Origin of the sequence: Pyxidicoccus xibeiensis (genome assembly GCF_024198175.1) — a bacterium.
GTDB lineage: Bacteria > Myxococcota > Myxococcia > Myxococcales > Myxococcaceae > Myxococcus > Myxococcus xibeiensis.
This window is the reverse complement of record NZ_JAJVKV010000008.1, coordinates 43,451-69,845: the sequence shown is the minus strand read 5'-3', so window position 1 is coordinate 69,845 and position 26,395 is coordinate 43,451. Positions and strand designations below refer to the sequence as shown.

Here is a 26,395-nt window from a genome sequence, read left to right as displayed (position 1 = left end):
GGTGCGGCATGGTCCAGCAAAACCAGATTCTCGCTCTAAACCGGGCGACTCCCCGTGTCGCCATTGACAAAGCGCGGCCCGCGGGAATACTTAGGCACATGCTTAACCAATGCGCAGGGCCGCATCCAGGCTTCGCGCGTGTGGACCCGCCCCAGCGGGTCGTGGTGGCAGGAGGAAGACCGTGAAGAAGCGCTCCGTCACCCACGCCACCTTCGTCATCGAGCGTACCTACGCGGCCTCGCCTGCGCGGGTGTTCGCCGCCTGGTCACGGAAGGACGCCAAGGCCCGCTGGTTCGCGTGCCACGACGAATGGAAGCCGAGCCTGCACGAGCTCGACTTCCGCGTTGGCGGACGCGAGCGCCTGCACACGGGCCCCCGGGGCGGGACCGTTCACGCCTTCGACAGCCTCTACCAGGACATCGTTCCGGACCAGCGCATCGTCTACACGTACGACATGCACCTGGACGACGTGCGCATCTCGGTGTCCCTGGCGACGGTGGAGCTCATCCCCGAGGGAACCGGCACCCGGCTGGTCTTCACGGAGCAGGGCGCCTTCCTCGACGGGCACACCACCGTGGAGGAGCGCGAGGAAGGCACCCGCGTGGGGCTCGACAACCTGGACCGGGCGCTGCGGCACGCGGCCGCGAGCGCCTAGCCATGCTCAGTCGGCTTCGACGCCGTGGCGCTGGTGCCACTCGGCGATGGACTCCTTGGGATAGCGCTTGAACTTCTTGTCCCCCTTCTCGGCGTGGACGGGGACCCAGTCCGGCTTGAACTCGAGCATGATGTGTACGCGCTCGGGCGGCGTGGGCAGCGGCGTGTCGATGGCGGAGGCGAACGGGTGGATGAGCTCCGGCCAGGTCGGGTCGTAGAGCCAGAGCGCCGAGCCACACCGCCCACAGAAGTTGCGCTGCCCCGTGCTCTTGCGCGCCCGTGCGTCCTCCGGGTTCTTCACGCGCGCGCGGTACACCTTGAGGTGCTGCTTGCCGCGGACCTTGAGCGAGTCCGCATCCCCGGAGAGGTTGATGGCGTAGCCGCCCCCACCTTGCGTCTTGCGGCAGATGGAGCAGTAGCAGCGCATGAACGGCTGCGGGTGCTTCGTCTCCACGCTGAAGCGCACACCGCGGCAGTGACACGAACCTTCGAGCTTCATCCGTCCTCCATTCAAGGGGCGAACCCCGGGCCGCGCCCACCTGAGCACGGCCCGGGGCCCCCGGACAGGACGGCGCACCACGACTGCCCACCCGTCAGCAGAAGGCGGGCAGCCCGACGGCGTGCGACTACTTTGCGCCGAGGTTGACCTGGTAGATGACGCCGCCGACCTCGGTCACCGCGCCAGGGGCCTCCTCGGTCTCCGAGTGCTGCACCAGCTCCACCTCGAAACGGCGCGGGCTGTCGAAGGCATGGCCCGCGAACTGGATGGTGACGTTCGGCGCGCCGTTGGCCGCCAGCCCAAGGCCCATCAGCCGGGCGCCCGCCGGGTTGGTGATGCGCACCAGGCCCTCACCCACGACCTGGAAGCCCGTGCCCTTGCGCGACCACCGGGCGAACAGCTCGGGCGGCAGCCGCAGGGTCACCTGGCCGTACTGGAGGAATGGCAGCTGGCCCGGGAAGCGGACCTCGAGGTCCGCCAGGGACTCGCGGTCCTTCAGCAGGTTGCGCACGCGGAAGTTGAGGTCCTCCGTCATCCGCAGCGGCGACAGGTTCACCACGTTGAAGTTCTTCCACGCGATGTTGTTGTTGTTCCGCGTGTTGGTCAGCGTGTTCGCCAGCTCCACGAACGTCATCGGGTCCGACAGGGACTCCCAGCGGGCCAGCAGGCAGTAGTGGCCCGGGACCGGCACCGAGTTCCAGAGGATGGGGATGTCCTGCGGCGTGGCGCCGACCAGGGTGACGGGGACGCTGCTGATGAGGGTCCAGTCTCCGAGAGCGAGGTTGCTGTTCCACTGCGCGCCGCCGCCGGAGGACGTGTAGTAGAGGTGCAGCACGCCGACGGCCGGGCTGGAGGTGTTGTTGGGGCCGGTGTTGGCCATCCTCACGTAGACGTAGTTGGGCTGGCCGAACTCCGCGTTCTGGTGACTGGTGCAGCCGGGCATCTGGCAGACGCGGATGTCCGGGCTGTTGTAGACGGCGTTCGTGGCATAGGGCCCCGGCTCCACACCGGTGTCCGTGGGGATGTCCCGGATGACGACGTCCGTGCGGCACGGGGTGATGGTCAGGCTGACGAAGTCGATGGCGCTGTCATCCTGGAGGACCACGTCCAGGAAGCCCTGGGCGTTGAGCGTGGGGATGAGGTTGACGCCGCCGGGCAGCGCCGCGAGGTTCAGCGCCACGCCACCCGTCTGCCCGGGCGCGATGCCCAGGGCCGCGAGCCCGCTGCCCCAGCCCGTCGCGACGAACGCCCCGTTGTTGAACCAGAGATTGAGGCTGTCGTTGTTGAGGAAGTCCCCGCTGCGGATGACGGTGCGCAAGGTGGCGCCGCAGATGCGGCCATTGCGCAGCAGGTTGGTGAACGTCGTGGCGTAGTAACGGTCATTCCCCAGGTCGTCGTTCTGGCGGATGTTGGGGTTGGGGTAGTTGGCGGCAATCCACGCGGCCAGCCCGGCGCTGGGCGTCACGGGCTCGGAGGGCGCGACGAAGTTGTCTGCGACACCCGACGTATAGACCTGGGCCTGGGCGGCACCACCCCAGGCGACAACGAGGAGGGCCAGCAGCGTCAGGAGTGGACGGGGTGTGAAGCGAGGAGAGGCTTGGGGCATGGGGTGTCCTCAGGAAACAGGCTGCGAGAGCGGGCAACAACCCCAGCCACCGGCGACTGGACCGGAGCCGAAGGCGGTGACCCGGCGCCGCCTTGAGCAACACGCATGCCCGCACGCCGTGATGGCACAATGACTCGCATCGCACCCTTCAAGCACCCCACGGGGTGAGACCTCTCACGCCACAAAGGCATCACACGCGTAGCCGCCCATGTCACAACACCAGACTCCGCCAATCACTTACACAGGGGAACCCCTGTCAGGGTTATCCACCAACTGGAATGCCCCATCCGGGGTGGATTTTGACATCACGGATAGTCAGCTTACCCGGTCTTCCCTCTTGACAGCCCCTGGGGGCCCGCAATCCTCCGGCCATGCTCGCTCTCCGGACCGGACACCTTGCCACCCTCGTGCTCACCCTCGCGTGCCTGTGCTGGCCTGCCGCCGAGGCCCAGGCGCAGGCCTGGACGCTGAGCCCCGCGCAGCGGCAGGAGTTCCTGCACTACTACGCGCCCATCGTCCTCAAGCGCGCCAATGGTAACGACGGCCGCCACGGCTACGACTGGATCACGAACTTCGACTTCGACCAGGACGGCGACTTCTCGAACAACAAGCTCCACTGGAAGTCCATCAACCAGTACGTCGATGCCTCCCGCACGGGGCCCAGCGCCTATGACCGCTGGCGCATCCGCCCCACGCTCTACACGTCGCTCATCGAGTTCATGGACGGAGGGAAGAACCTCGTCCTCATCTACCACGTGTATCACGCGCTCGATAAGAACGCGGCGGGCGACTACCAGCTGCACGACTGGGAGCGCATCGAGCTGCTCGTCAAGAACGTCGTCGGCTCGCCGGGCAGCGGAGAGTTCGTCGCGCATGGCATCGTCACGCAGCACAAGCGCAATGTCATCCGGCACCAGGGCAGCGCGCAGCTCAACTTCATGCAGACGTCCACCGGAAGGCACCTGCTCATCTGGCAGGCCGAGTGGTCCGACAAGCTGCTCGCGCCGCACGGCCAGGAGCTGCGCTTCGTGACCGACCCGTACGCGTGGCTCGAGGCCCAGATGGCGGCGGGGGCGAAGGCGGAGGCCGGGGTGAACAACGACAGTGGCAGGAAGAAGCTGCACTACGCCTTCGTGCCCCAGGGCTCGGCCGGTGCCGTCTCCGCGTTCGGCGCGCGGGCCCTGACCTATGCGACGGCGGACTCGCTGGCGAGCCGCTCCGACAATGGCAGCAGCGTCAACTGGCCCGGCGTGAAGCGCATCTCCTACGAGCTGCAGGACCTGGCGGACATCCTGCCCACGCACTGGCAACACGGCGGCTACGCGACGCACTGGCTGCCCACGAACCCGCTCGACTTCTGGCTGGAGAGCCCCGTCCTCAACGAGGCCGGGCAGGCCGAGGTCAGCACCGGCATGCAGCGCTTCTTCGCCACGACGCGGGACATCGAGAACGATGACGACCGCGAAGGCTATCCCGCGAAGAAGTGGTGGTACGGCACCTACGAGCTCAACTCCAGCGCGTCGGACACGGGCGGTGGCGGCTCGGGCGCCTTCCACGACAACGCGTGGGCCAGCACGGTGGCGGACTCACGGGGACAGACGCGGGCCAGCGCCAGCGGCTACAGCACCTCGCCTGGTTCCTTCTGGTGGCAGCACGACTACTTCGTCCACTCCGGCACCGTCGACTCGACGGAGGGCGTGGAGTCGGGCTTCTGGCTCGCGGGCCCCTGGTACCTGCCCGCGTACGGTGGCTTCGACGGGCGCTGGGTGCAGCTGTTCGACGACCGTCCGGGCGTCGAGCCGTAGGGGCGGCAAGGCGCTCGGGCGAGGCGTCAGCGCCCTCCGGCCAGCAGGGGAAGCAGGTCGACGCCGCGCCAGAGCCGCTCGCGCATCTCCCGCGAGTCGGCCAGCGCCCGGGCGCCGCGAGGCGTGACGGCGAACACGCGCCGCGTCCCTCCGGCGCCCGTCTCTCCTCGCTCCGAGGAGACCAGCCCCTTGGCCTCGAGCCGGTCCAGCGTGGCGTACACCGCGCCAATCGCCACCTCGCGCCCGGCCACCTCCTCCAACTCCCGGCGGACGGACATGCCATAGGCGCCGCTGCCGTCGGCCGCGCGGTGGGTGCGCACCACGGCGAGCATCACTTGCTCCTCGAAGGTGCCGAGCGGCGCGTCCGGGCTGGTGCTGGGGGAAGGCGACACGGGGTTTCCTCCTCGGGTGACGACTCGTAGCAGCGGACGAAACGGACGGAGCGGCCTATCCCTCGCGGAACACGACGGCGGGGTCAAGCCGGCTGGCGCGCAGGGCGGGTAGCAGCGCCGCCAGCACGCCCACGGCGAGCAGCGCCAGGGTGGCCCCCGCGAGCGACAGCGGGTCCACCGCGCTCACGCCGTACAGGAACGACGACAGCAGCCGCGCCAGCACGAGCGCCGCGACGGTGCCCAGGGCGCTTCCGATGAGCACCAGCACCCCACCCCGCCGGACCACCTGCGCCACCACGCGCGACGGGCGCAGCCCCAGGGCGATGCAGATGCCCAGGTCGCGCTGGCGCCGGCGGACGAAGTGGGAGGTGACGCCGTATACGCCGACCGCGCCCAGCACCACCGCGAGCGCGGTGAGCAGCGTGAGGACGGACATCACCTGCCGCGCGGGACCGATGGCCTGCGTGAGCACCGCCTCCAGCGTGGTGGCGCGGTGAACGGCCACGGAGGGCGCGGCGGCGGCGAGCTGCTTGCGGGCGGCGTCGAGCAGCGCCGCGGGGTCCTGGCCCGGCCAGGCCCGCAGCACCAGGGTCTGCCGCGTCATCGTCATGCCCGCCACCTGGGCGTGGAGCATGTAGCGCGCGGGGACGGCGCCGTCGGTGAGCCCCGCCTCGGCCACGTCCTCCACCACGCCGACGATGCGCTCCAGCCCGCCGAGCCCGGTGTTGATCTGCTGACCGAGGGGGTTCTCGCCCGGGAAGTACTTCTTCGCCAGCGCGCGGTTGATGACCACGGCGCGCTCGCTGTCCACCCGGTCGTCCGCGTGCAGCAGGCGGCCGTCGACCAGCCGGATGCCCACCGCGTCGAAGTAGCCGGGCGACACCAGCCGCACGTAGGTGGTGGTGGCCGGAAGGTCCGGCTTGCCGACGATGCCGATGCCCCAGTCCTCGCCAGCGCCCCGCAGCGGGAGCTTCTGCGTGGTGCCCACCCCGCGGACTCCGGGGAGCGTCGCCAGCGCCGCCTCCAGGTCGGAGATGATCCGGGGCCGTGCGTCACGCTCGACGTTGCCCTCCATCACCACGTCCAGCACCGCCACGCGGGCCGTGTCATTCAGGCCCGGGTCGATGGCGCGCAGGTTCGCCACCGAGCGCACCAGCAGCGCGGCCCCCGCCGTCAGCAGCACCGCGAGCGCCACCTGCCCTATCACCAGCGCCCCCTCCGTCCGGCCACCGCGTGCGCCGATGCCGCCGGTGCGCGACTTCGCCAGCGCGCGCTGCGGGTCGGACTTGCGCAGCGAGCGGGCCGGCAGCAGCGCCACCGCGAGCGCGGCCACCAGCGCCAGCACGAGCGCGGCGGAGAACATGCCCCAGTCCAGCGCGCCCTTCGGCGCGAGGGGCCCGAGCGGCAGCGCCCCGGTGAGCACCCGGAAGCCCTGGGCCGCGATGAGCGCGCCGAGCGCGGCGGAGGCCAGCCCCAGCAGGAGCGCCTCCGCGAGCAGCTGCTGCGTCATCCGCCGGCTGTCGGCGCCCAGCGCCATGCGGACCGCCAGCTCGGTGGCGCGGCTGTCCACCTGGCCGAGCATCAGCGCGGCGACGTTGGCGCACGCGATGAGCAGCAGCACCCCCATGGCCGCGAGCGTCGCGAGCAGCGGAGCCTGGAGCGGCCCGAGCAGGTGCTCACGCAGCGGCGTCACGGCGGGCGCGCGCCCCTTGTCCCAGGCCGCCGGGTAGTTGAAGCGCTCCCTGAGCCGCGTCCCCAGCCCCTTGAGCGTCAGCTCCAGCCGGGGCCCATCCACCCCGGGCGCGCGCCGCCCCATCAGCGCGTAGTTGCCGGAGCCGTCCTCCTCGTTGAACGGCTCCACCACCCAGGCGCGCACCGTGGGGTCCGGGAACCAGAAGCCCCGCGGCATGACGCCCACCACCGTGTGCGTCCTCCCATCCAGTTCCACCGTGCCGCCCACCAGCGACGGCTGGCCACCGAGGTCTCCATAGAGCCCGTCGCTGATGACCACCGCCGGCGCGGCGCCCGGGCGGTCCTCGTTGGCCTCGAAGGCGCGGCCCAGCGTCGGACGCACGCCGAGCACGTCGAAGAGGCCGGCGCTCGTGACGATGGCCGTCACCAGCTCGGGGGAGGCCTGCGGGCCCCGGCGCAGCGGGAGCTCCTTGGTGCGGAAGGCCGCCACGGCGTTGAAGCCGGACCAGTCGGACGACAGGTGGAGGAACTCGCGCTCGGACCAGTCCCCCGGGGACCAGAAGAGGCTGAGCCGCTCCTCCGCGGGGTACGGCAGCGGCGTCATCAGCAGCCCCCGCACCAGCCCGAAGGCCGCCGCCGTGCCGCCCACGCCGATGGCGAGGGTGAGGATGGCCAGCAGCGCATACCCCGGTCGCGAGCGCAGCCGGCGCGCCGCGTACCGCAGGTCCATGATGAAGCTCTCCATGGGAGGCCCTCCTGGGCGTAGACGGCTGGCACGCGGCTCGAAGCCCGTCCAACCGCGAGAGAACGTCCGCCGCACCAGGGGCGGCACCGAGCCGAGCACCTGCCGCCACAGCCACGCTCGCGCGGCCTGGGGCCCCTCGCGGACCTCCCGGGCGACGAACTCGGTGCGCAGCTCGGCAATCACCTCGTCCCGCTCGGCGTAGGGAAGCCACGCGCGCAGCAACGCCAGAGGCAGCCGGGGGACCTCCACGGGGCCTCCACTCCTCGGGTTGGACCGCGACACGGGCACCTCGACGGCTGACGGGAAGCCTTTTACTACAATGTAGAATACGACGCCCCGGGTGGGCGATTGCGTGGGGATTTCCGGAGGAATTCCGGGAGGCGGCCGCCAGGACGCACGGTGGCTCCCCACCCGGACTGGGGGCATGGCCGTCGGGGCTCCCTACCTTGGAGGCGAATGGACCTCTATAGCGCCGCCCGGCGAATGGCCCGCCCCTTCCGGTTCTCCAATCCGGCCTCCCACCGGGAAATCCCGCTGGCCGGACGGGGCATCATTGGCGACGGCAGCTCGTGCGCCCTCGTGCGGCCGGATGGCGTCATCGACTGGCTCTGCTTCCCCCGCTTCGACAGCCCGAGCGTCTTCGCGGGCATCCTCGACGAGGAGCACGGCGGCATCACCGGCATCACCCCCGTCGTGTGGCCCTTCGAGAGCCTGCAGCGCTACGACCCGGACACCAACGTCCTGGAGACGCTCTTCCGCTTCGAGCGCAAGGGGGCCGTCCGCATCATCGACTACATGCCGTGGACGAACGACCCCCGCTCCACCGTCCACGAGGTGCACCGGCGCATCGAGTGCCTGGAGGGTGCCGTCGAGCTCAACGTCGTCTTCGACCCCCGCTTCGGGTACGGCGCCTCGGAGACGCGGCTGGAGCGGGAGGAGCACGGGCTGGTGGCGCGCGGCGCACGCGGCGAGCGCCTGGTCGCCGTCCTCAGCGGCGAGGCCGAGTGGCAGCCCTGTCGCGAGCAGCAGGGCCAGCCCTGCCGGGGGCACACGGGCCTCCAGGCGCGCATTCGCCTGGGCGCGGGCGAGCGGCGGTGGATGGTGCTCTCCTGGGACTCGGACCGGCCGGAGCCCATCGCCGCCTACCGGCCCTTCGACCACCTGCGGGACACCCGGCAGGCCTGGCGCGAGTGGTCCCAGGCCCTGCACTACGAGGGGCCCTGGCGGCACCATGTCCTCAGGTCCGCGCTGGTGCTGAAGCTGCTGATGTACGGCCCCACCGGCGCCATGGTGGCCGCGCCGACCACGTCGCTCCCCGAGTGGATGGGCGGGCCGCGCAACTGGGACTACCGCTTCAGCTGGGTCCGCGACTCGGCCATGGCGGTGCGCGCCACCAACCTGCTCGGGTTCCTCACCGAGTCGCGCGAGTTCTTCCACTTCGTGCGCGACACGCTGCAGCGCGGCGACCCGCTCCAGGTGATGTACACGCTGGACGGGGGCCAGGTGCCGCCCGAGCAGGAGCTCTTCCACCTGGCCGGCTTCCAGGGCTCGCGCCCGGTGCGGATTGGCAACGGCGCCAGGGACCAGTTCCAGTTCGACACCGCGGGCGCGCTGCTCGATGCGGCCTGGCTGTACGAGCGCTTCGGTGGCCGGCTGCCGCTGCGCACCTGGCGGCTGCTGCGCTCGGTCATCCACACCACCGCGCGCCGCTGGCGCGAGCCGGACCATGGCATCTGGGAGCCTCGCCGGGAGATGCGGCACAACGTGCACTCGAAGCTGATGGGCTGGCTGGCGCTGCGCCGGGGGCAGCACCTGTCCCGGCTCTTCGGCGAGCCCGCGCTGGAGCAGTCCTGCACGGACCTGGCGGACGTCATCCGGACCGACATCCTCCGCAACGGCGTGGACCCGGCGCGGAAGCACTTCGTCGGCGCCTACGGAGGAAACGACCCGGATGCCTCGCTGCTGCTGCTGTCCATCGCCGGGTGCTTCCGCGCGAGGGACCCGTTCATCCTGCGCACCATCGACTGGCTGCGCGCGGAGCTGGGGGCGGGCCCGTTCATCCGTCGCTACCGGATGGATGACGGGGTCGGCGGGCCCGAGGGAGGCTTCATCCTGTGCGGGTTCTGGCTGGCCGAGGCGCTGGCGCTGGCGAACCGCATCGAGGAAGCGGAGGACGTCTTCGTCGCGCATGCCGAGGCGTCGAACCACCTGGGACTGCTCGCGGAGGAGATCCACCCGCTGGCACGGGAGCAGCTGGGCAACTTCCCGCAGGCCTTCAGCCACCTGGGGCTCATCAGCGCCGCGGCGCGCATCGACCGTGCGCTCCGCTTGCGGGATGAGGGAAAGGACGAGGCGCCCCACCTCCTCGAGCCGGAGCCGCCCGCCATCGAGTAGCAGGGAAGAAGACGTGCCCTCCAAGGATTCACGACCCGTCGCTGTCCAAATCCACGGGCAGGAAATGAGGGTTGAACCCGCCCTGCGTGCACCAGGGACTGGCATGAGCGTGTCCCCGCGCACGTCTCGCTGGTACGTGTACTGAACCTGGAGCTGCTCCCGCAGGCCCAGGTCATCGGACCCGTCCACGTCGAAGCGCGCCAGCTGTCCTGCGTCGCCGTACTTCCAGCGCTCGTCTCTCAGCGCGCCCTGACTGAGATACCGAACGGACCGGACGAGCCGCCCCTGGGAGAGTTCCTGCAGCCAGAGCAGCCGGCCCTCCGAGGTGCGCCTCACCTCGGAGAGCGTCCCCTTCCGCACAGCGTGTACTGGTGCCGCACGGCAGGCGGCAGCTTCAGGAGCGCGTGCTTCGGGACGAGGGTCGTATCAAGTCCCGGGAGGGCTCAGCGCCGCACAGTGGCGCCACCGCGGCTCACTTGATGTAGATGGTGTTGTCGACGTTCTCGAAGGTGAAGGACCAGAACGTCGTGCCGCCGGTCTCGAAGCCATACAGCACGCCGTTCCCGCAGCCCGTCGGCGTCACCGTGGTGGTGAAGTTCCACGTGGTCGAATACAGCGTCACGAGGCCCGTGGAGGCCAGTGAGATGCTCCAGCTGTCACGGGAGTACGCCGAGAAGTCCTGGTAGCCCGCGGCGAAGTCCCCCGTCCAGTAGCTCCGGTCGCTGAAGACCTGGCTGGCATTGGGGGAGCCGCCGTTAATCCGGGCCGGGTAACACGTATAGAGTCCGCCCGTGACGCGGCAGTAGGCCGGGTTGTAGGTGGTGACCTTTCCGGTGAGCGATGAAGCAAGGCCCCGCCGCCCGCCGCCGCTCACGTTGACAATGGACACGGCCCGCACGTTCACGTCATACGCGCGGGAGTTGGTGTCACCCGTCTGCACCCAGTTGAAGTGCGGCTGGAGCATGGTGGCGCAGTCCTCAGCACGGGCCTCCGTGGCAACGAGGGAGAGCAGGCCGAGGCCGCAGACGGCGAGGAAGGAAGAAGAACGCATGGTGGTCTTCGTGGGTCTGCCGGTGGGGATGGGGCGCGCGCCGGCAATCGCTTGCGCCGCCATGCCCGTTTGCAACCCCCGTGCACATGCGCGCAGCGCCCGCTTCTTCAGAGGGAAACAGCGCGCTTTCCAAAGGCCCGCGCGGGAGCGTGACAGGGCGCCTGTTCCTGCGTGACACGCCTGAGACACACCTCACCGCGCCAGCCCCGGTTGCGGGTCTCCTCCACCTTCGACGAGGACCTTGCCGTTGGGAAGCAGCGTTGCCGTGTGCTGGCGGCGAGCAGAGGCCATGGGGGCCGTCGAGCTCCAGGTGCCCGAAGCCGGGTCATATACCTCCGCCGACGTAAGGTAGGTACCGGCTCTCCATCCTCCCGAGACGAGGACCTTGCCGTTGTCCAGCAGCGTCGCCGTGAAGAGAGTGCGATTGACGACCATGGGGTTGGCCTTGCGCGCCTCCAGTTCCAACCGCAGCGGCTCCACGTCCAGCGAGGCCAGCACCTCCCCGGCCTGCACGCGCTTGTCCAGGTGCGCGGGCACCTCCGCCAGCCGGCCCTCCACCTCGGAGACGACGTCCAGCGCCTGGCTGGCCACCACCACGCCCAGCAGCGGCTGGGGGGGCCTTCAGGGCCTGCTCCGGAAGAGCGGGAGCCTCGGGCGTGGACGCCCACGCGCTGCCCGCGCACGCCAGCCCGCGGTGAGCCACCGTGGCCACTTTGCTCCTCGCCTTGCCCGGGGCCCGAAACTCATCGCGCGGCCGCAATGTAGCCCATCCCGCCGCCGGCTCCACCTGCCCGGACGCATGGAACGCCAGCCATGTTAGGACCGCACACCGATGCCCGAGTCAGACCCTCACCTGCTCGACTTGTTTTCGCGGGCTTTCACCGAGCCCGGGCTGGCCAGGGGAGAGGGCCGCCACCTCCTGCGGCCAGGCGACATGCCCTGGGAGGTCTTCGAGGCCACGCTCGCGCACTTCGTCGAGCGCACCATGGCGGAGACGCCGGGCGCGGAGACCCGCCGTCGCCTTCGCGACCTGCTCTCGGACCTCCACCTTCGCCCTTCCCTCTTCTCCGACGAGCTCATGCGCGGCCTCGGCGTCCACGAGGCACGCGCCTCGGTGCTCCGCGCCATTCACGAGGCCTTTGCTCCCGCCCCCCTCGTCGGCCGCCCGCTGGGTGAGGCCGTGCTCGATGACGAGAAGGCCTTTCGAGAGGTGCCCGAAGCCCAGCTCGCACAGGCCCGGGCGACGGCGGAGACCCTCGACTGGCGGAGGGTCTCCGATGGCGAAATCGAGCGCGCGTTCGAGCTGAACTCGGTCTACCTCTGGCTCGATGACAGCGCCCGGTCGTTCTACCTGCCGGCCTTCCGCTCCTACGCACTCCACCATCCCGCGGGGAGGTGCGAGGGCTTCACCCTGCTGGCGCTCCTCGAGCCCTCGCCTCCCGACGCGATGAACCGATGGAGCCACGCCCAGCGTCGCGCCATCGCCCGGTTCTTCGAGTTCGTCGCCGCCGACCAGCCCTGGGACTCCGTCGTGGTCCGGCATCGCGACGCCCTCGCCGCGTGGCGGGCGCTCATCGAATGAACAGACGTGCGCCCCAGGTGGGCGTGAGGAAACCTCAGCTCACGGCGCGAAGCGGTGCGGTCAGCATGCGGGTGGCCGTGTCCACCCGGTCCAGCCACGTGCTCAGGCGCGCGCGACGTGCCACCTCTCCCCTCTGCCAGGAGGTGAGCGGCGTGCGCAGGCTGTGGAGCTGCGCAAAGAGGGCCAGGTCCGCCACGCTGAGCGAACCCGGCAGCCAGTAGCCCTGCTCGGGAGCCCGGGCGTCGAGCTGGTCGAGCAACACCCCGAAGCGGCGCCAGCAGGCCTCCGGGCCCGCGCGCCACACGTCGCGTGCCACCAGTCCCTGGACCACCTTGCGCCGGAGCAGCGCCGGCACCACCGCACGCACGGGCGCCGGCATCGCGCCGAAGTAGGCCGAGCGGGTGGCGGGCCAGTTGCGCGGATCCGCCCAGCGGGAGGCCACGAGGAAGCCGTTGAGTGCGGTGTCGGCCAGCTCCTCCCAGAGAAGGGCCTCGGGGCTGACAGCGATGCGGCCAGGAGCGAGCCGCTGGATGCAGGTGAGGATGCTCGTGGAATCAGGTACCGCCTCGTCCCCCACGAGCAGCACGGGAACCTGTCGCGTCGGGTTATGGGCACGGTGGGCGGCGGGGTTCGCCGCGCAGGCACGCGTGTAGGGCAGGCCTGCGTACTTCAGGGCACGGTGAACCTTGAGGCAGAAGGGGGAGTAGCTCTCGTGGCCGGGCAACGCCGCGTCGGCGAGCTCGAGCAGGGTCAGGGTCGGAGGTGTATTCGCGTTCATGAAGCCAGGATGCACCCGGCCCGTGACAGCCTTATGTCAGGTTAGTTGAGGCCCTGCTCCGTCACGGTGCAGGTCCCCGCATGGGGACATTCCCGGGGTTCTTCGGAGCGCCGCCCCTGGGACGGAGCAGTGGACAGCCATGGTGACAGATACGACTCCAGGGCGGCGCGGTCGCCGGGCCGGGAGGTGTGCCCCACATAGCCGTCCGGGCGCACCAGGATGAGCGCATCCGCGCCCGGGGCCACGTCGTAGGCCCGGTGCGCGTGTCCGCCCACGTCGAGCAGGGCGTCGGCACCAGGAGCCGTTGCGCGCGCGTGGAGGACGACGCCGCGCACGGAACCGCCAAAGCGGGAGCGGCCCCATGCGGCCGTGGCCGTGGCCTTCGGCCCGAAGGCGAGCAGCGTCCAGTGAGGGCCCCGGAACGCGTCGAACAGGCGGAAGGGCTGGCCGTGCGCATCCACGCACGGTGCATCCGGGGCTCGGTCTCCCGCGCGCAGGCGGGCGGTGTCACCCGCGGACTCCGGCGCCAGCGGACCGCCGCGATAGCTCAGGCCCAGTTGCCGCTCCTCATCGCCCCGATTCATGGACTTCCACTGACGCTGCCGCATGCCGGCGTGCAGCCGTGAGGACAGGCCGAGCACGCGCGCGGCAATGGGCAGCCGCTCCGCCTCGTAGGTGTCGAGCAGGCTGGGGGCCGCGCCCTGGAGGACGTGGGCCAGCTTCCAGCCCAGGTTGTAGGCATCCTGCACGCCGGTGTTGAGGCCCTGGCCACCCGCGGGCGGGTGTACGTGCGCGGCGTCGCCCGCGATGAAGACGCGGCCCACGCGGTAGCGGTCCACCATGCGCACGTTGGGGCGGAACACGGACAGCCAGCTCGCGTCGTGCAGGCGCAGCGCGCGGCCAGGGCGGGCTGCTTCCTGGATGCGCTGGTTCAACGCGGCCTCGGTGAGCTCCGGCACGGTGCCACCCTTCTTCACCTGGAGGACCAGCTGGAAGCGGTCCGTGCCGGGCAGCGGGCACAGCGCCATCATGCCCCCCGTCGCGAAGGGCCAGACGTGCCAGTGCGTGCGGGACAGGCCGTCCACGCGCACGTCGCCCACGACCATGCGCTCCTCCTCGTGGGTGGCGCCGTGGAGGGGCAGGTCCAGCAGCTTGCGCACACGGCTGTGTCCGCCGTCCGCGCCCACCAGGTAGTCAGCGCGAACGCTCTCCAACGCGCCATCGCGGGTGAGGGTGGCGGAGACCCCTGCGTCGTCCTGGGTGAAGCCGGTGAGGGCGGTGCCGAGCCCCACCGCGTGTCCCAGTGACGCCAGCCGGTCGCGCAGGATGCCCTCGGTGCGCGCCTGGGGCACGAGCCATGGATTGGGATGGGGCACGTCGGGCGTCGCGGCGTGGTGGGCCATCATCGTCCAGCGCCCCACGGCGAAGCGCCGCCAGTGGAAGCACAGCCGGGGATAGGAGCAGCCCGCGGCAAGCACGGCGTCGAGCACACCCAGGTCGTCCAGCACCTCCATCGTGCGCGGCTGGAGCCCCTTTCCCCGGGAGCCCACGAAGGGCGCCGGGGCCGCGTCCACGATGCGCACGCGGACGCCCCGGCGGGCAAGGTCACACGCGAGCGTGAGGCCCGTGGGGCCCGCGCCCACGACAAGCACTTGGGGGGACGAGAGGGGCATGGCGGTCTCCAGTCGCGAGAGCCGGGGTGGCCCTGAAGCGACGGAGACAAGAATGTAAGGAAGTGCTTATGTTGTCAGCTTGCGTTCCCCGCCCGGGAGTCCGGCATGCCGCGCACGAAGCTTTCCCCTCGGAAGACCCCCACGCAGGAGCGCTCGCGTGCGACGGTGGACGCGCTGGTGCAGGCGACTGCTGACATTCTGGTGCGCGACGGGTACGCGAAGCTGACGACGAACCGCATCGCCGAGCGGGCGGGCGTCAATGTAGCGTCGCTGTACCAGTTCTTCCCTGGCAAGGAAGCGCTGGTGGCGGAGGTGTCGCGCCGGCACGTGAAGGAGCAGCGCGAGGCGGCGCGTGAGGTGCTGGCGAATCGGAAGTTCGACAACCTGGAGGAGCTCGTCCGCACGCTGGTGGCGTTGGGCTTCGCCGCGCACGCGGTGGACCCGAAGCTGCACCACGCGCTGACGGAGGAACTGCCCGCACGCCGGGCACGGAAGTGGGAGCCCGAGGACGCCCCCATGCTCGAGGCCCTGGGCCGCTTCCGCACCGACGTGCCGGACCCGGAGCTGGCCCTGTGGCTCATCGACACGGTGTCCCACGCGGTCATCCACCGCGCAGTGGTGGAGCGCCCCGAGGCCCTCTCCCGGGGGCTGCTCCAGGAGGAGCTCGTGACGCTTCTCCTGCGCTACCTGAAGCGGAAGTGACCAGACGCGGAAGCTTTCCAAGCGGCCCCCGCGGAGCTGCAGGCGCTGAACATACGTTTCGAATCTCGGCACTTGCCCTCGCCCCCCCTCCGGCGGCAACGTGTCGGGTCGAGGGGGGTACACCATGCAGACCGTACTTTGTCTTTCCGCGCTCGCGCTGTCGCTCGGCGCCGCGCCTGTCGCGAACCCGCAGCTCGACCTGGGGGCAGTGGGCGCAGTCTCCGTGCACCAGCGCTGTGCACCCGCCGCGCGCCCGGAGCTGGAGCGCGGCGTCGCGCTCCTCCACAGCTTCTTCTACGAGGAGGCCCGCACCTCCTTCCAGAAGGCGGCGGAGCGGGATCCGCGCTGCGCGACGGCGTGGTGGGGAGAGGCGATGACGTACTACCACCCGCTCTGGGCGCCCCCGTCCCCCGAGGGAATCGCCGCCGGGACCGCGGCGGCCGACCGCGCCCTCAAGCTCGGAGGCAAGAGCCCGATTGAAGTGGGGCTCATCTCCGCCATCCACGCCTACTGGCATGACCGGCTGCCGCCCGGCGTGAAGAGCGGCAGCGCGAAGAACGGGAGCGCCGAGGGCATCCCGTCGTGTCATGGAGGGGCGCCAACGCCGGGCGGCCGGGCAGAGGCGTTCCGGGCGACGCTCGAGGACCTCCACCGCCGCTTTCCGGCAGACGTGGAGGTGACGGCCTTCTATTCGCTCGCCCTGCTCGGCACCGCGCCGAAGGAGGACCGCTCGCTCGCGCAGCAGAAGCGCGCGGCCGGGCTGCTCGAGCGCGCCTGGGCGAGTCACCCGAAGCACCCCGGGCTGGTCCACTACCTCATCCACGCCTACGACTATCCGGAAATCGCCCAGCAGGGCCTGAAGGCCGCCGATGCCTACGCGGCCGTCGCCCCCCAGGTGCCGCACGCGCTGCACATGCCCTCGCACATCTACGTGCGGCTCGGGCAGTGGAACGAGAACATCCGCTCGAACCTTCGCTCCATCGAGGCCGCCTCGCGATGGATGGCGGTGCGTCACCCCGGCGGCGTCATGGCAGACACGTTCCACGCGCTCGACTACCTCGGCTACGGCTACCTCCAGCAGGGGCGCGAGAAGGAGGCACGCGACGTGGTGCGCCAGGTCGCGACCGAGCGCGAAGTCTACCCGCCCCTCGAGTTCCCGGCGGCCTTCGCGCGCGCGATGGCTCCCGCCCGCTTCGTGCTCGAGCGGGAGGCGTGGGCGGAGGCCGCGAAGCTGGAGGTGGCGCCGATCACCGCGTCGGAGCGCTTCCCGTTCGTGAACGGCCTCGTCGTCTACACGCGCGGCATCGGCGCCGCGCGGATGGGTGATGTCCAGGGGGCGCGCGCTGCCGCCGCGCAGCTCGCGGAGCACGCGAAGGCGGTGGAGACGGGCCCGTACGCGTACTTCGGCAAGCTGCTGACGGCCCATCGACTCGCGGTGCTCGGGTGGACCGCGCACGTGGAGAAGAAGGATGCGGAGGCGAAGAAGCTGCTCGCCGAGGCCGCGGCCCTCGAGGAGGCCATTGGTCCACACCAGGTCTCCCCTGGACCGCTCCTGCCCTCGCGCGAGCTGCTCGGAGATCTGCTCCTGGAGCTCGGTGAGCCGGGCCCCGCTCGCAGCGCGTACGAGCAGAGCCTCGTGCACGCTCCGGGAAGGCTGCGAAGCCTCGGGGGAGCCATGCGCGCCGCGGCCCGCGCGGGCGACGCCCCCCTGCGCAAGAGCTATGCGAAGAAGGTGCTCGCGCTCGCGGGGGAGAGTCACAGCGCCATCGTCTCGGAGGCCCGGGCGATGGACGGCGCGGCCGTGCCCGGTCAATGAGCCGCCCCGGCGTCCGGGGATGTCAGGCAGCCCGGCTGCTATCTCTCGGCCGAGCTCCCCCTCCCCGGCGCCCCGGAGCGCGCTCGTGCATCACCACTGACGGCGAACGGTCGCCTTGGCGCCGGTCACCAGGCTCGCCGCGGGCACGTCGTCGACGACGACCGCCCCGGCTGCAATCACGGCGTCGCGCCCGATACGGACCCCGGGCATGATCATCGCGCCCGCGCCAATCCACACGTTCTCCGCCACGTCGATGGGGGCGCCCGTGAGGTACAGCCGCCGCTCGCCCGGGTCGACCGGATGGCTGACGGTGATGAACGTGGCCTTCGGGCCGACCATCACCCCTTCGCCCAGCCTGATGCCGGCGTAGTCGAGGAACGTGCAGCCCTGATTGATGAACACACGCTCGGAAAGCTCCAGACGAAGGCCGTGGTCCGTGTAGAAGGGCGGATAGATGGTGACCTTCCCCGGGAGCGGTCGGCCGAGGATCTGCTCGAACAGCGCGGCCTTGCCCACCGCGTCCTCGAAAGGCAGGACGTTGAGGCGCGACGTCAGCTCGGTGACCCGCAACACCCTCTCGCTCATCGCCGTGAACTCGGGGCTGAGCACCCTCTTCCCGCTCGCTTGGAACTCCGGGCTGTGGATGCGCATGAGACGCTCAATGGGCATTCCACGAGCTTCGCGCTCGCCCCGCGCTCACGTCCAGAGGCACCTCGCAGGCCTCATCGGGGGCTGGCCCGGTCAGGGCAGGAGCTCGACGTACCCCTCCGTTCCATGCACACGGATGCGTTGCCCATCCTGGATGAGCCGGGTCGCCTGCTCCACGCCGACGACGGCCGGCAGGCCGTACTCCCGGGCAATCACCGCGCCATGGGTCATCAGTCCCCCCACCTCGGTCACCAGGCCCTTGATGGACACGAACAAGGGCGTCCAGCTGGGGTCCGTGAAGGGAGTGACCAGGATGTCGCCCACGGCCAGCTCCGCGTCGGCCATGTCCAGGATGACGCGGGCGCGACCCTCCACCACGCCCGAGGAGACCGGTAGTCCGACGATGGCTCCAGCCGGGAGATTGGCTCGTTTGTACGCACCTGCGACGATTTCACCATCGGACGTGATGACCCGCGGTGGCGTCAGCTTCCGGTTTCGTTCGTGCTCGTCCTTTCGCCGGCTGATGAGCTGGCCATCCAGCTGATTCGTCCGCACGACTTCGCGAAGCTCCTGGAAGGTGAGAGAGAAGATGTCTTCCTTTTCCTGGAGCACGCCAGCCTGCACGAGCCGCTCGGCTTCCTTCAGCAAGGCCAGCCTGCAGAGGAAGTAGTGATTGACGATGAAGTATTTCGGGTACTCACGGTAGCCAATGAAGTTCCGGAGCCGGCGGATCATCCGCTGCGCTTCCGCGGCTCTTGGCTCCCCATCCGGCAATTGCTTCAATCGCGCCAGGAGCTCCTGTTCCTTCCTCGCGGCCTCCTGCCGCCCCTGCTCGAACTTCCGGCGGGCAGCCCCGGGCTCGAAGGTCTTGATGTTGCTGAGAATCAAGGGGACGAGGGTCGTGGGGCTTTCGCGCCAACGCGTCCGCGTCACATCGATTTCCCCGACGCATCGCATGCCAAACCTGTCGAGATACGCTGAGATGGCGTCGTGGGCTGCCTGTCCACCCGCCAACCGGGCCAGGCCCTCCAAGAAGCCCTCATCCCTGGCATCTTGCAGGTATTCGACCACCTCCGGATGCGGCCGGATGGCGTCCGCGACGTCCAGCAGCGCCAGCCCCATCTCCGAGGTGATGTTGTTCGGCACGGACTGAGAGAGGATGTCCGCGGCGTTCTTCTCGCCCAGCCACGCCATCATCTTCTCGTTGAGCCAAGACGAAGCGTTGATGCCGGCCATGATGGCGCTGAAGCTTCGCGGTTCGAACGAGATCTTCCTCAACTGCTGAAGGGCTTCCAGGATGAACTCCAGTAACTCTGTTCCGGACTTCGTCTGGATGTCCCGCTTCAGCGCTTCGATCGAAGCCTGGTTGTGCGCGATCAACTCGGCGACGATCGCCGGATCGTCGTCGACAGGTGGTGGGGAACCCGCTGGGGACATCGCGGGCCTGCCTTGAGCGGGACCCGGTGCGGGTGGCTCCGCGGGAGACGGTTCGATGAAATCGCCCCGCTCGATGAGGGTCGTGAGGGCGTCCTTGATGAGCGGATCGGATGCGCCCAGGCCGTTCAACAGGGCGGCCCGGCTGGCCGGTGAAGCCAGCTCCTTCGTGAGTGCGACGAACAGCCGCCCACCCGCCGCATACATGGGACGAGCGGCGATCAACTGCCACATGGACAGCCCCAAGGGCTTCATGGCGTCGGTCATCATCTGTTGATGGCCGACGGATACGAAGACGTGGTTGCCTCCGTCACCCACCTCCGGGATGGGATACAGGGTCGTGATGGGCCGGCTCTGGACGACGTAGAACGCGTCGTCGACCAGGCACCATTCGATGTCCTGGGGATGACCGAAGTGCCCTTCGATGCGCCTGCCCAGGCGCTCGAGCCGCACGAGCTGCTCATCCGTCAGCACGGGGCTGTTCTGCCGCTCGGGCTCGAGCGCCCGTTCCTGGGTACCGCCCTCGGCCAGGGCCCAGGTCGCCAGCTTCTTGGTGGCGACCGTCTTCTCGGTGACCCGGCCATTCCGCACCTTGTAGCCATCGGCGTTCACCAGGCCGGAGACCAGGGCCTCACCGAGGCCGAAGCCAGCCTCGATGGAGGACACCTTCCGGTTCGAGGTCATGGGATCGGCCGTGAACAAGGTTCCGGCCGCCTGTGGGGTGACCATCTTCTGCACCACCACCGCCATGTGGACCTTGCGGTGGTCGAAGCCCTGTCGAACGCGGTAGGTGACAGCCCGCTCGGTGAAGAGCGACGCCCAGCACCGGCGGATGTGCGCCAGGATCGCCGGCGTGCCGATGACGTTCAGGTAGGTGTCCTGCTGGCCCGCGAAGGAAGCCGTCGGCAGATCCTCCGCGGTCGCGCTGGAGCGGACGGCATAGGCCGCTTGCTCGCCAAGCCTGGAAAGAATGCGGGTGATGGCTTCCTGGACGTCTCCCGGAATGGCCAGCCCTTCGATGAGGGTGCGGAGCTCCGCGCTGAGCTCCCGGATTCCATCCCGGTCTTCCACCTTCAGGCGCGACAACCGTTCGAGCCATTCGCCCATGGCCGGCGCTTCCCCCAGGAGCCGCTTGAAGGCTTCGGTCGAAACGCAAAAGCCATCCGGCACGCGGACCCCGTCCAGCTTGGAAAGCTCCCCCAGGCTCGCACCTTTCCCCCCGACAGCCGTGATTCGGGTCCGGTCGACCTCGTGGAAACCCAGCACGTAAGCACGCATCTCTTCACCTCTCTCATCGAGGGACGCCACTGTCTGGAGGACCTGGAAGAGCCAGCCCGCCCTTCCTCCGACGTATACGATGCAGAGCGCATCATCCGCCGTATCCCCCGAGATTTCCCATGAGACTGCTGCCCCTTGCCCTCCTGTGTTTCCTGGCTCCGCTCGGCTGCGGGGACGACGCTGAGCCTTCCAACGCTCCGCGCTCGTCGCTCATGGCCTGCTCCTTCACCGACCCATGCGAGGCCCCCGAGGAGACGTGCTTCGTGAGCCAGGTGTGCTACCCGCCCTATGAAGGTCAGCCCTCCGTCTGTGAGGACGAGGTAGGCGACCGTCGGTGTCATCGCAAGTGTGAGGACGGCGCCGCGTCGTGTGGCTCCGGGGAGAGCTGCCGCCGGGTCCAGCGGGCGAACCGGTCGGACACACTGGACACAGTCGCGCTCTGCTCGGAGTGAGCGGGGCGCGCTGACCGTCCGCCTGGCATCGTCACGATGGGCTGGCTCGGCTATCGCGGTCCCAGATCCCGCACCGACAGTCTCCGCTAGTAATAGTCCTTCAGCGTGAGCCTGCGCTCGCTGCCGTCCTTCAGCGTGAGCGCCACCGTCTGCCCGGCGGGGCGGTAGCGCCAGCGCGCGAGCTCCGTGCCCGCGTAGCCGGGGCCAATCTTCTGACCATCGATGGCGACAATCTCCTCGCCCGCCCGCCAGCCCGCGGCGGCCGCGGGACTGCCGGGCGCCACCAGCTTCACCTCGAGCCGCCCCTCCGACGGGATGGCGATGAGCCCGGAGCGGTCCTTGAGGAACGGCGTGCGCAGGGCACGGGCATCGGGGACGAGCAGCAGCGTGTCGTTCGCATAGTCGGTCATCATCCGGAAGCGACCGAGGACGGCCAGTCCGAGGTTGCCGAGGTAGCGGTCCGATGCCGAGACGCTTTGGCCCGCGTCGTCGAACACCGTGGGCACGTCCTTCAGGGTGAAGCCCGCGACGCGGATGTGCTTCAGCGTCGCCACGTCGCGCTCACGCAGCCCGCCCACCGCGCCGGACAGCGTCTTGGAGGTGCGCCGTCCCTCCAGCAGCCGCGCCTGCTGCCAGTACGAGGGGAAGAGCGAGAGCGCTCCGGCATTGCCCACGTCGAAGAGCACGGGAATGGCAGGGCGGCCCTCGATGGAGATGTGGACCGCGCGGTGCCCGTTCGTCGACTCCACCAGGGGGAGGCGCACCGCCCCCGGCGGCGCCTTGAAGCGCGAGGCTTCGTGGAAGGCGACCCGCCGGTTGGGAAAGTCCACGTCCACGACGAGCGGGTTGAAGGCCTCCTTGCCCAGGATGATTGGCAGGGGGTGGCCAATCTGCCGTGCCACCTCGGCCAGGTCGATGACGGCGACCGTCAGCCCGCTCAGCCGCAGGTCGCCGATGACGATGTCCACGCCGCTGGCCAGCTGCGCCTGCGCCTGGCCGCCACTGCCCACCGCCGTGAGCTGTCCCTGCGTCTTCAGCCCCAGCTCGCGGGCATGGCCGGCGTCGACCACCGTCATCTCCGCCCCGCTGTCCAGCAGCACCTGCGTCTGCCGGCCATTCACCCGGGCCGGGATGTAGACGCGGTTCTCGTTGAAGAACTCGAAGGGGATGAAGCCGGTGCTGTGCCGCCCCTCCGCGAAGCTCACCCGGAGGGCCCCCACGGGCCGCTCGAAGAGCGAGGCGGGCAGCGGCACGTTCACCTCCAGCGTCTCCACCACCAGCCGGGAGTCGGAATCCGGGCTGTCGGTGAGCTCCTCCTCCAGGAAGGGCAGGCGCACCCCCTTCACCTGGCGCCAGTCCCCCAGCCGCACGAAGCGCGTGTCGTTGTCCTCGCGGATGCGCACGCCATGCAGCGCCCCGGTGTCGCCGTCCAGGAACAGGTCGTAGCGGTCCTCGTCGCCGAAGGTGACCCGCACCACCTCCCACGCGCGGCCGTCCCGCTCCTCACGGGGCTGGAGCCCCCGCTTCGCGCCGCCCTCCCCTCGCAGCGCCGCCCCGAAGTCGAGCGCCACCCGGTGCCGCGCATCCCTCGCGTCGGTGGGCGCGGCGTCCTCCACCTGGCCGCTCGGGTTCAGCATCCAGCTGCCCGTGGGGATGATGGCCCGCGAGCCGCGCAGCACGCCGAGGTCCGTGTCCTCGCGCAGGCGCCCGTCCCGATGACTCCAGGACTCCTTGGTGCCCTGCATCCCGCTCATGGCCAGCCGGCCCTTGACGTGGACGCTCTCCAGGCGTGAGTACGCCTCCCCGCCTCGCCAGGCGAGGTGCCGCGCGATGAGCTGCTCCAGCGCCTCCGTGCGGCCGGAGCCGGGGACGAGCACGAGGACGAGGGCCAGCAGGACCGGGGTGAGCCGCTTCATCGGGTGTCTCCGCGCTTGGGGGGAACGGCGGGCTGGCCCACGAGGTGGCGCAGGCCGGGCGGGCTCGAGCCCACCAGGGAGAAGGACCGCGACAGCCGGGCCCGTGCGGACGGCGGCGCGTGCAGCCGGACCTCCGCGGACAGCCCGCTGTGCTGCAGGCAGGAGAGATAGACGCTGTCGCTCCAGATGGCCTGCCTGACGCCCGCTCCATCCGGCGTGAGCAGCGCCACCAGGAACTCACGTGCATCGACGACGAGCGTCAGCTGCGCGCCCGGCCAGCGCTCACGCACGAAGTCCGCGTCCGACGAGCGCACGCACACGAAGGGCACCGCGGGGTGCTCGGCGTAGACGAGCCCCGCGACCGCCACGCGCCGCGCACTCGCCTCCGACAGCACCGGGGCCAGGGACGCGAAGGGAGGCGGAAAGAGGTCGAAGAGCACCAGCTCCGCCGCGCCGGCCACCATCGTCCGCGCGCGCTCCATCACCTGGGCGAGGCTCTTGAGGTGGTAGATGCGGTCGTCCTGCACGGGGGTGTGCAGCTTGCGCAGCGCCTCCCCTGCCGCGAGCTTGCGCTGCTCGAAGCCCCGCTGGAGCGCGGTGAGCACCTCTTCCGGTGGGACCGGCCGGAAGGAGCGGGGCTCCCCCTCCTCGACGAGCACCGCCCCCTTGTGCTCGAGCGAGGCGAGCGCCTGGTAGACGTTCGGCGGCGCCTTCCCCAGCGCCTGCGCGAGCCGATACCCGGTGGCCGGAGCCCCCTTGAGCAGCTCGCAGTACACCCGCGCCTCCACCTCGGTGAAGCCCAGGGCGACCAGCCCCTCGTCCGCGTTCATGCCCCAGTGTTATTACTGGTGACTAATAACAGTCAAGCTGGCCGACTCGTCGCCAGCTGCTCCGCGAAGGACACGAGCTGATTGGCGACCGTGCCCCAGCCCTGCTCGAAGCCCAGGTCCACGTGCTTCTGACGGGCGGCCGCATCGCTGTGCATCACGTGCGCCGTGTAGCGGGTGCCCTGCGGGTGGTCTTCCAGCGTGAGGATGGCGGTGAGGCTGAGGAAGAACTCCGTCACCGGTCGCCATCCCCCGGCCAGCGCGGTGGTGAACACGACTTCACGCCCCTCGGTGACGTCGAGGTAGCAGGCACGCAGGTGCGGCTCCTGCGTTCCCGGCGCGGTCAGCATGTCGGTGTGCAACGCGCCCCCCGGACGGAGCGCCATCTCGATGACCTTCATCTTCATCGGCGCCGGTATCCACCACTGCTCGAAGAGCGCGGGCTCGGCGAAGGCGCGCCAGGTGGTGAGGCGAGGCGCCTTGATGATGCGGGAGAGGGTGAGGTCGAGCTCGGGATTGAAGGTGCGGGTCATCGTGATTTCTCCTTTTGGTGAAGCTTGGTGACCAGGTCCTCCAGGCGATCGGACCGGGCCTCCCAGAGGGCTCGCTGCTCCGCCATCCACGACTCGGCGGCGCGAAGTCGCTTCGGGTTGACCTGGCAGGTCCGCAGTCGCCCCGTCTTGGTGGAGTGGATGAGGTCGTTCGCTTCGAGCACCCGCAGGTGCTTCATGAACGACGGCAAGGCCATGTCGAAAGGCTTGCTCAGCTCGCTCACGGTGGCGGGGCCCTGGCCGAGCCGCTGGATGACGGCGCGCCGGGTGGCGTCGGACAGCGCGTAGAAGACGCCATCCAGCGCGGCTTGATGGTTAGCCATGTGGATAACCATAGCCGCGACGAATAGTAAGCGCAACGGCTAAGTGTTGGGGCGAGCGGCGCCCAGGTGCGTAGCCTCCAGCGCCTGCTGGGCTGGATTCACGATCAGCGAGCAGGATTCTGATAGCGCCGCGCTCCGGCGCTCTCGCATGGTGCGCGCATGCGAACCGTCCTTCCTGGCCTCCTGCTCATCCTGGCCGCGTGTGCCCATGCGCCCGCCAGTGCCCCCGCCGTCCCCGTCGAGTCCGTCCCCGCGCGCCCGGAGGACGTGAGCACCATCGACGGTCTGATGGACGCCTTCTATGCGGTGGTCAACGTCGCGCCGGAGGAACCCCGGCAGTGGGCCCGCGACAGGACCCTCTTCGCCCCCTGGATTCGCTTCGTGGCGATTGGCCCGACGGTGCAGGTCTTCGACCACCATGCCTTCGTGGAGGACACGGAGCCGCTGCTGCGCGCGGGCTTCCGTGAGCGGGAGCTGCGCCGCATCGTGCGTAGGTACGGAAACATCGCGCAGGTCGAGTCCTCCTACGAGACCTTCATGGGCCGGGACGCAAGCCAGCGCTCGCGAGGCGTCAACTACGTGCAACTGTACTTCGATGGGCATCGCTGGTGGGTGACGAGCGCGGTGTGGCAGAAGGAGGACGCCGCGAACCCGATTCCCCCGCAGCTGCTACCCTCGGACGAGCGATGACCTGGGACCTGGCCCTACCGCTGCGCCCCCTCTTGGAAGGGCAGGAGCTCTTCGTGGGCGAGTGGACCTGCAAGGGCCTGCACACGGCCCGGTGGCGCGAGCAGACCCGCTACCACGAGGTGGACCTCCTGCGGACGGGGGCGCACCTGCGCACGCTCGGGCGTCGCGAGCACGTGGTGGACGCGACCACCGCCGCGCTCCAATCTCCGGACGACGAGTACTGGATGACCGCGCCCACCCTGCGGCCTCAGGTAGGCACGCTCATCCTGCTCCGGGGTGGGCTCGCCGAGGAGCTGGTTCCCCGCCTTCGGGCGCGGGTCTGTCACCTCTCGTCCCATGCCGCGCGCTTGCACTTCCAGCTCATGCGGGCCACGGACCCGCTCGCTCGCGAAGAGGCGGCGCTGGCCGTGGTGCACCGCGTGGTCGCGGACTCGCGGGCGGCCCCGGAGGAGCGGAGTGGCGGCAGCGCCCCCGCGTGGCGCCAGCTCGCCGAGGAGCTTCAGCACCTCATGGCCACGCGCTTCCACGAGCGGCTCACGCTGGAGACGATGGCCGCCGAGGTGGGCGCATCTCCCTTCCACGCAAGCCGCGTCTTCCGTGCGGTGACGGGGGAGACGCTGCACCGGCACCTCACCCGCGTGCGGCTGCGCGCCGGCCTCTTCGAGCTCCAGCACGCCGCGGGCCGCCTCATCGATGTCGCGCTGGCGGTGGGCTTCTCCTCGCACAGCCACTTCACCAGTGCCTTCCGGCGCGAGTACGGCTGCGCGCCCTCGGCGCTCGTCCACCTCCACGCCCAGGGCGCTGTCGCCGACCGACGCCGCTAGGAGGCGGGGCGTGCTCCTGCCCCGGCACTTCAGCTCCGAGGCAGGAGCACCGTGGACGCAAGT

21 protein-coding genes and 1 pseudogene are annotated in these 26,395 nt (G+C 70.1%); 8 read left to right on the top strand and 14 right to left on the bottom strand.

The features are described 5' to 3' along the window. Nucleotides 1-181 precede the first annotated feature (181 nt). Nucleotides 182-655 (top strand): SRPBCC family protein, encoded by a 474-nt coding sequence (locus tag LXT23_RS31505; protein WP_253984073.1) that lies wholly within the window; start codon nucleotides 182-184, stop codon nucleotides 653-655. 6 nt (nucleotides 656-661) lie between these two features. Here LXT23_RS31505 and LXT23_RS31500 read toward each other — a convergent pair whose 3' ends face one another. Together LXT23_RS31500 and LXT23_RS31495 are read right to left on the bottom strand one after the other, a co-directional pair. Next, nucleotides 662-1,153: a GFA family protein gene (locus LXT23_RS31500; protein WP_253984072.1), complete on the bottom strand. Its 492-nt coding sequence runs from the start codon at nucleotides 1,151-1,153 to the stop codon at nucleotides 662-664. 127 nt (nucleotides 1,154-1,280) lie between these two features. Beyond that, on the bottom strand, nucleotides 1,281-2,759 hold the full coding sequence (locus tag LXT23_RS31495; protein ID WP_253984071.1) for a hypothetical protein: 1,479 nt from the start codon (nucleotides 2,757-2,759) through the stop codon (nucleotides 1,281-1,283). A gap of 371 nt (nucleotides 2,760-3,130) precedes the next feature. Between LXT23_RS31495 and LXT23_RS31490 the strand changes: the two genes are divergently transcribed. Next, nucleotides 3,131-4,564 (top strand): hypothetical protein, encoded by a 1,434-nt coding sequence (locus tag LXT23_RS31490; RefSeq protein WP_253984070.1) that lies wholly within the window; start codon nucleotides 3,131-3,133, stop codon nucleotides 4,562-4,564. 26 nt (nucleotides 4,565-4,590) lie between these two features. Here LXT23_RS31490 and LXT23_RS31485 read toward each other — a convergent pair whose 3' ends face one another. Together LXT23_RS31485 and LXT23_RS31480 are read right to left on the bottom strand one after the other, a co-directional pair. Further along, on the bottom strand, nucleotides 4,591-4,956 hold the full coding sequence (locus tag LXT23_RS31485) for a PadR family transcriptional regulator (RefSeq protein ID WP_253984069.1): 366 nt from the start codon (nucleotides 4,954-4,956) through the stop codon (nucleotides 4,591-4,593). A 55-nt stretch (nucleotides 4,957-5,011) separates the two neighbouring features. Further along, nucleotides 5,012-7,642: an ADOP family duplicated permease gene (locus tag LXT23_RS31480; protein WP_253984068.1), complete on the bottom strand. Its 2,631-nt coding sequence runs from the start codon at nucleotides 7,640-7,642 to the stop codon at nucleotides 5,012-5,014. 207 nt (nucleotides 7,643-7,849) lie between these two features. Between LXT23_RS31480 and LXT23_RS31475 the strand changes: the two genes are divergently transcribed. Beyond that, nucleotides 7,850-9,787 (top strand): glycoside hydrolase family 15 protein, encoded by a 1,938-nt coding sequence (locus tag LXT23_RS31475; protein ID WP_253984067.1) that lies wholly within the window; start codon nucleotides 7,850-7,852, stop codon nucleotides 9,785-9,787. A gap of 472 nt (nucleotides 9,788-10,259) precedes the next feature. Here the strand turns inward: LXT23_RS31475 and LXT23_RS31470 are convergent, their stop codons facing one another. Continuing rightward, entirely contained in the window at nucleotides 10,260-10,838 is a 579-nt protein-coding gene (locus LXT23_RS31470; protein ID WP_253984066.1) for a hypothetical protein, read from the bottom strand. A 222-nt stretch (nucleotides 10,839-11,060) separates the two neighbouring features. After that, a pseudogene (locus LXT23_RS50890) lies at nucleotides 11,061-11,261 on the bottom strand (kelch repeat-containing protein); the annotation flags it as partial. A gap of 409 nt (nucleotides 11,262-11,670) precedes the next feature. On the opposite strand from LXT23_RS50890, the gene LXT23_RS31460 reads away from it, so the two are divergent. After that, complete coding sequence (locus tag LXT23_RS31460; RefSeq protein ID WP_253984065.1) at nucleotides 11,671-12,420, top strand: DUF6714 family protein; 750 nt, start codon at nucleotides 11,671-11,673, stop codon at nucleotides 12,418-12,420. 34 nt (nucleotides 12,421-12,454) lie between these two features. Here LXT23_RS31460 and LXT23_RS31455 read toward each other — a convergent pair whose 3' ends face one another. Together LXT23_RS31455 and LXT23_RS31450 are read right to left on the bottom strand one after the other, a co-directional pair. Further along, complete coding sequence (locus tag LXT23_RS31455) at nucleotides 12,455-13,198, bottom strand: glutathione S-transferase family protein (RefSeq protein WP_253984064.1); 744 nt, start codon at nucleotides 13,196-13,198, stop codon at nucleotides 12,455-12,457. Between the two features lie 41 nt (nucleotides 13,199-13,239). Further along, nucleotides 13,240-14,871: an FAD-dependent oxidoreductase gene (locus LXT23_RS31450; protein WP_253984063.1), complete on the bottom strand. Its 1,632-nt coding sequence runs from the start codon at nucleotides 14,869-14,871 to the stop codon at nucleotides 13,240-13,242. 105 nt (nucleotides 14,872-14,976) lie between these two features. Here LXT23_RS31450 and LXT23_RS31445 point away from each other — a divergent pair, with 105 nt between their 5' ends. Both LXT23_RS31445 and LXT23_RS31440 read left to right on the top strand, forming a co-directional pair. Continuing rightward, nucleotides 14,977-15,573: a TetR/AcrR family transcriptional regulator gene (locus LXT23_RS31445; RefSeq protein WP_253984062.1), complete on the top strand. Its 597-nt coding sequence runs from the start codon at nucleotides 14,977-14,979 to the stop codon at nucleotides 15,571-15,573. A 124-nt stretch (nucleotides 15,574-15,697) separates the two neighbouring features. Continuing rightward, nucleotides 15,698-17,389: a hypothetical protein gene (locus LXT23_RS31440; protein ID WP_253984061.1), complete on the top strand. Its 1,692-nt coding sequence runs from the start codon at nucleotides 15,698-15,700 to the stop codon at nucleotides 17,387-17,389. Nucleotides 17,390-17,479: 90 nt separating this feature from the next. Here LXT23_RS31440 and LXT23_RS50445 read toward each other — a convergent pair whose 3' ends face one another. The 6 genes from LXT23_RS50445 to LXT23_RS31410 form a co-directional block, all read right to left on the bottom strand. After that, the gene (locus tag LXT23_RS50445) at nucleotides 17,480-18,040 is read right to left on the bottom strand and encodes a DapH/DapD/GlmU-related protein (protein ID WP_323379107.1); all 561 of its coding nucleotides are present in this window, start codon (nucleotides 18,038-18,040) and stop codon (nucleotides 17,480-17,482) included. A gap of 90 nt (nucleotides 18,041-18,130) precedes the next feature. After that, entirely contained in the window at nucleotides 18,131-20,749 is a 2,619-nt protein-coding gene (gene rph / locus LXT23_RS31430; RefSeq protein ID WP_253984060.1) for a rifamycin-inactivating phosphotransferase, read from the bottom strand. Between the two features lie 538 nt (nucleotides 20,750-21,287). After that, nucleotides 21,288-23,117 carry a retropepsin-like aspartic protease gene (locus tag LXT23_RS31425; protein WP_253984059.1) on the bottom strand — a complete coding sequence of 610 codons (1,830 nt, stop codon included), beginning with the start codon at nucleotides 23,115-23,117 and terminating at the stop codon, nucleotides 21,288-21,290. Continuing rightward, a complete protein-coding gene (locus tag LXT23_RS31420) occupies nucleotides 23,114-23,947 on the bottom strand; it encodes a TrmB family transcriptional regulator (RefSeq protein ID WP_253984058.1) in 834 nt (277 codons plus the stop codon). Before LXT23_RS31420 ends, LXT23_RS31425 begins: the two co-directional genes overlap by 4 nt. Before the next feature lie 32 nt (nucleotides 23,948-23,979). Continuing rightward, complete coding sequence (locus LXT23_RS31415) at nucleotides 23,980-24,477, bottom strand: SRPBCC domain-containing protein (RefSeq protein WP_253984057.1); 498 nt, start codon at nucleotides 24,475-24,477, stop codon at nucleotides 23,980-23,982. Continuing rightward, nucleotides 24,474-24,818 carry an ArsR/SmtB family transcription factor gene (locus LXT23_RS31410; RefSeq protein ID WP_253984056.1) on the bottom strand — a complete coding sequence of 115 codons (345 nt, stop codon included), beginning with the start codon at nucleotides 24,816-24,818 and terminating at the stop codon, nucleotides 24,474-24,476. The genes LXT23_RS31415 and LXT23_RS31410 overlap by 4 nt, the downstream gene beginning before the upstream one ends. Before the next feature lie 159 nt (nucleotides 24,819-24,977). On the opposite strand from LXT23_RS31410, the gene LXT23_RS31405 reads away from it, so the two are divergent. Beyond that, a complete protein-coding gene (locus LXT23_RS31405) occupies nucleotides 24,978-25,508 on the top strand; it encodes a transformer-2 protein homolog alpha/beta (protein WP_253984055.1) in 531 nt (176 codons plus the stop codon). Continuing rightward, entirely contained in the window at nucleotides 25,505-26,332 is an 828-nt protein-coding gene (locus LXT23_RS31400) for a helix-turn-helix transcriptional regulator (protein ID WP_253984054.1), read from the top strand. Before LXT23_RS31405 ends, LXT23_RS31400 begins: the two co-directional genes overlap by 4 nt. The last annotated feature ends 63 nt before the right edge of the window (nucleotides 26,333-26,395 follow it).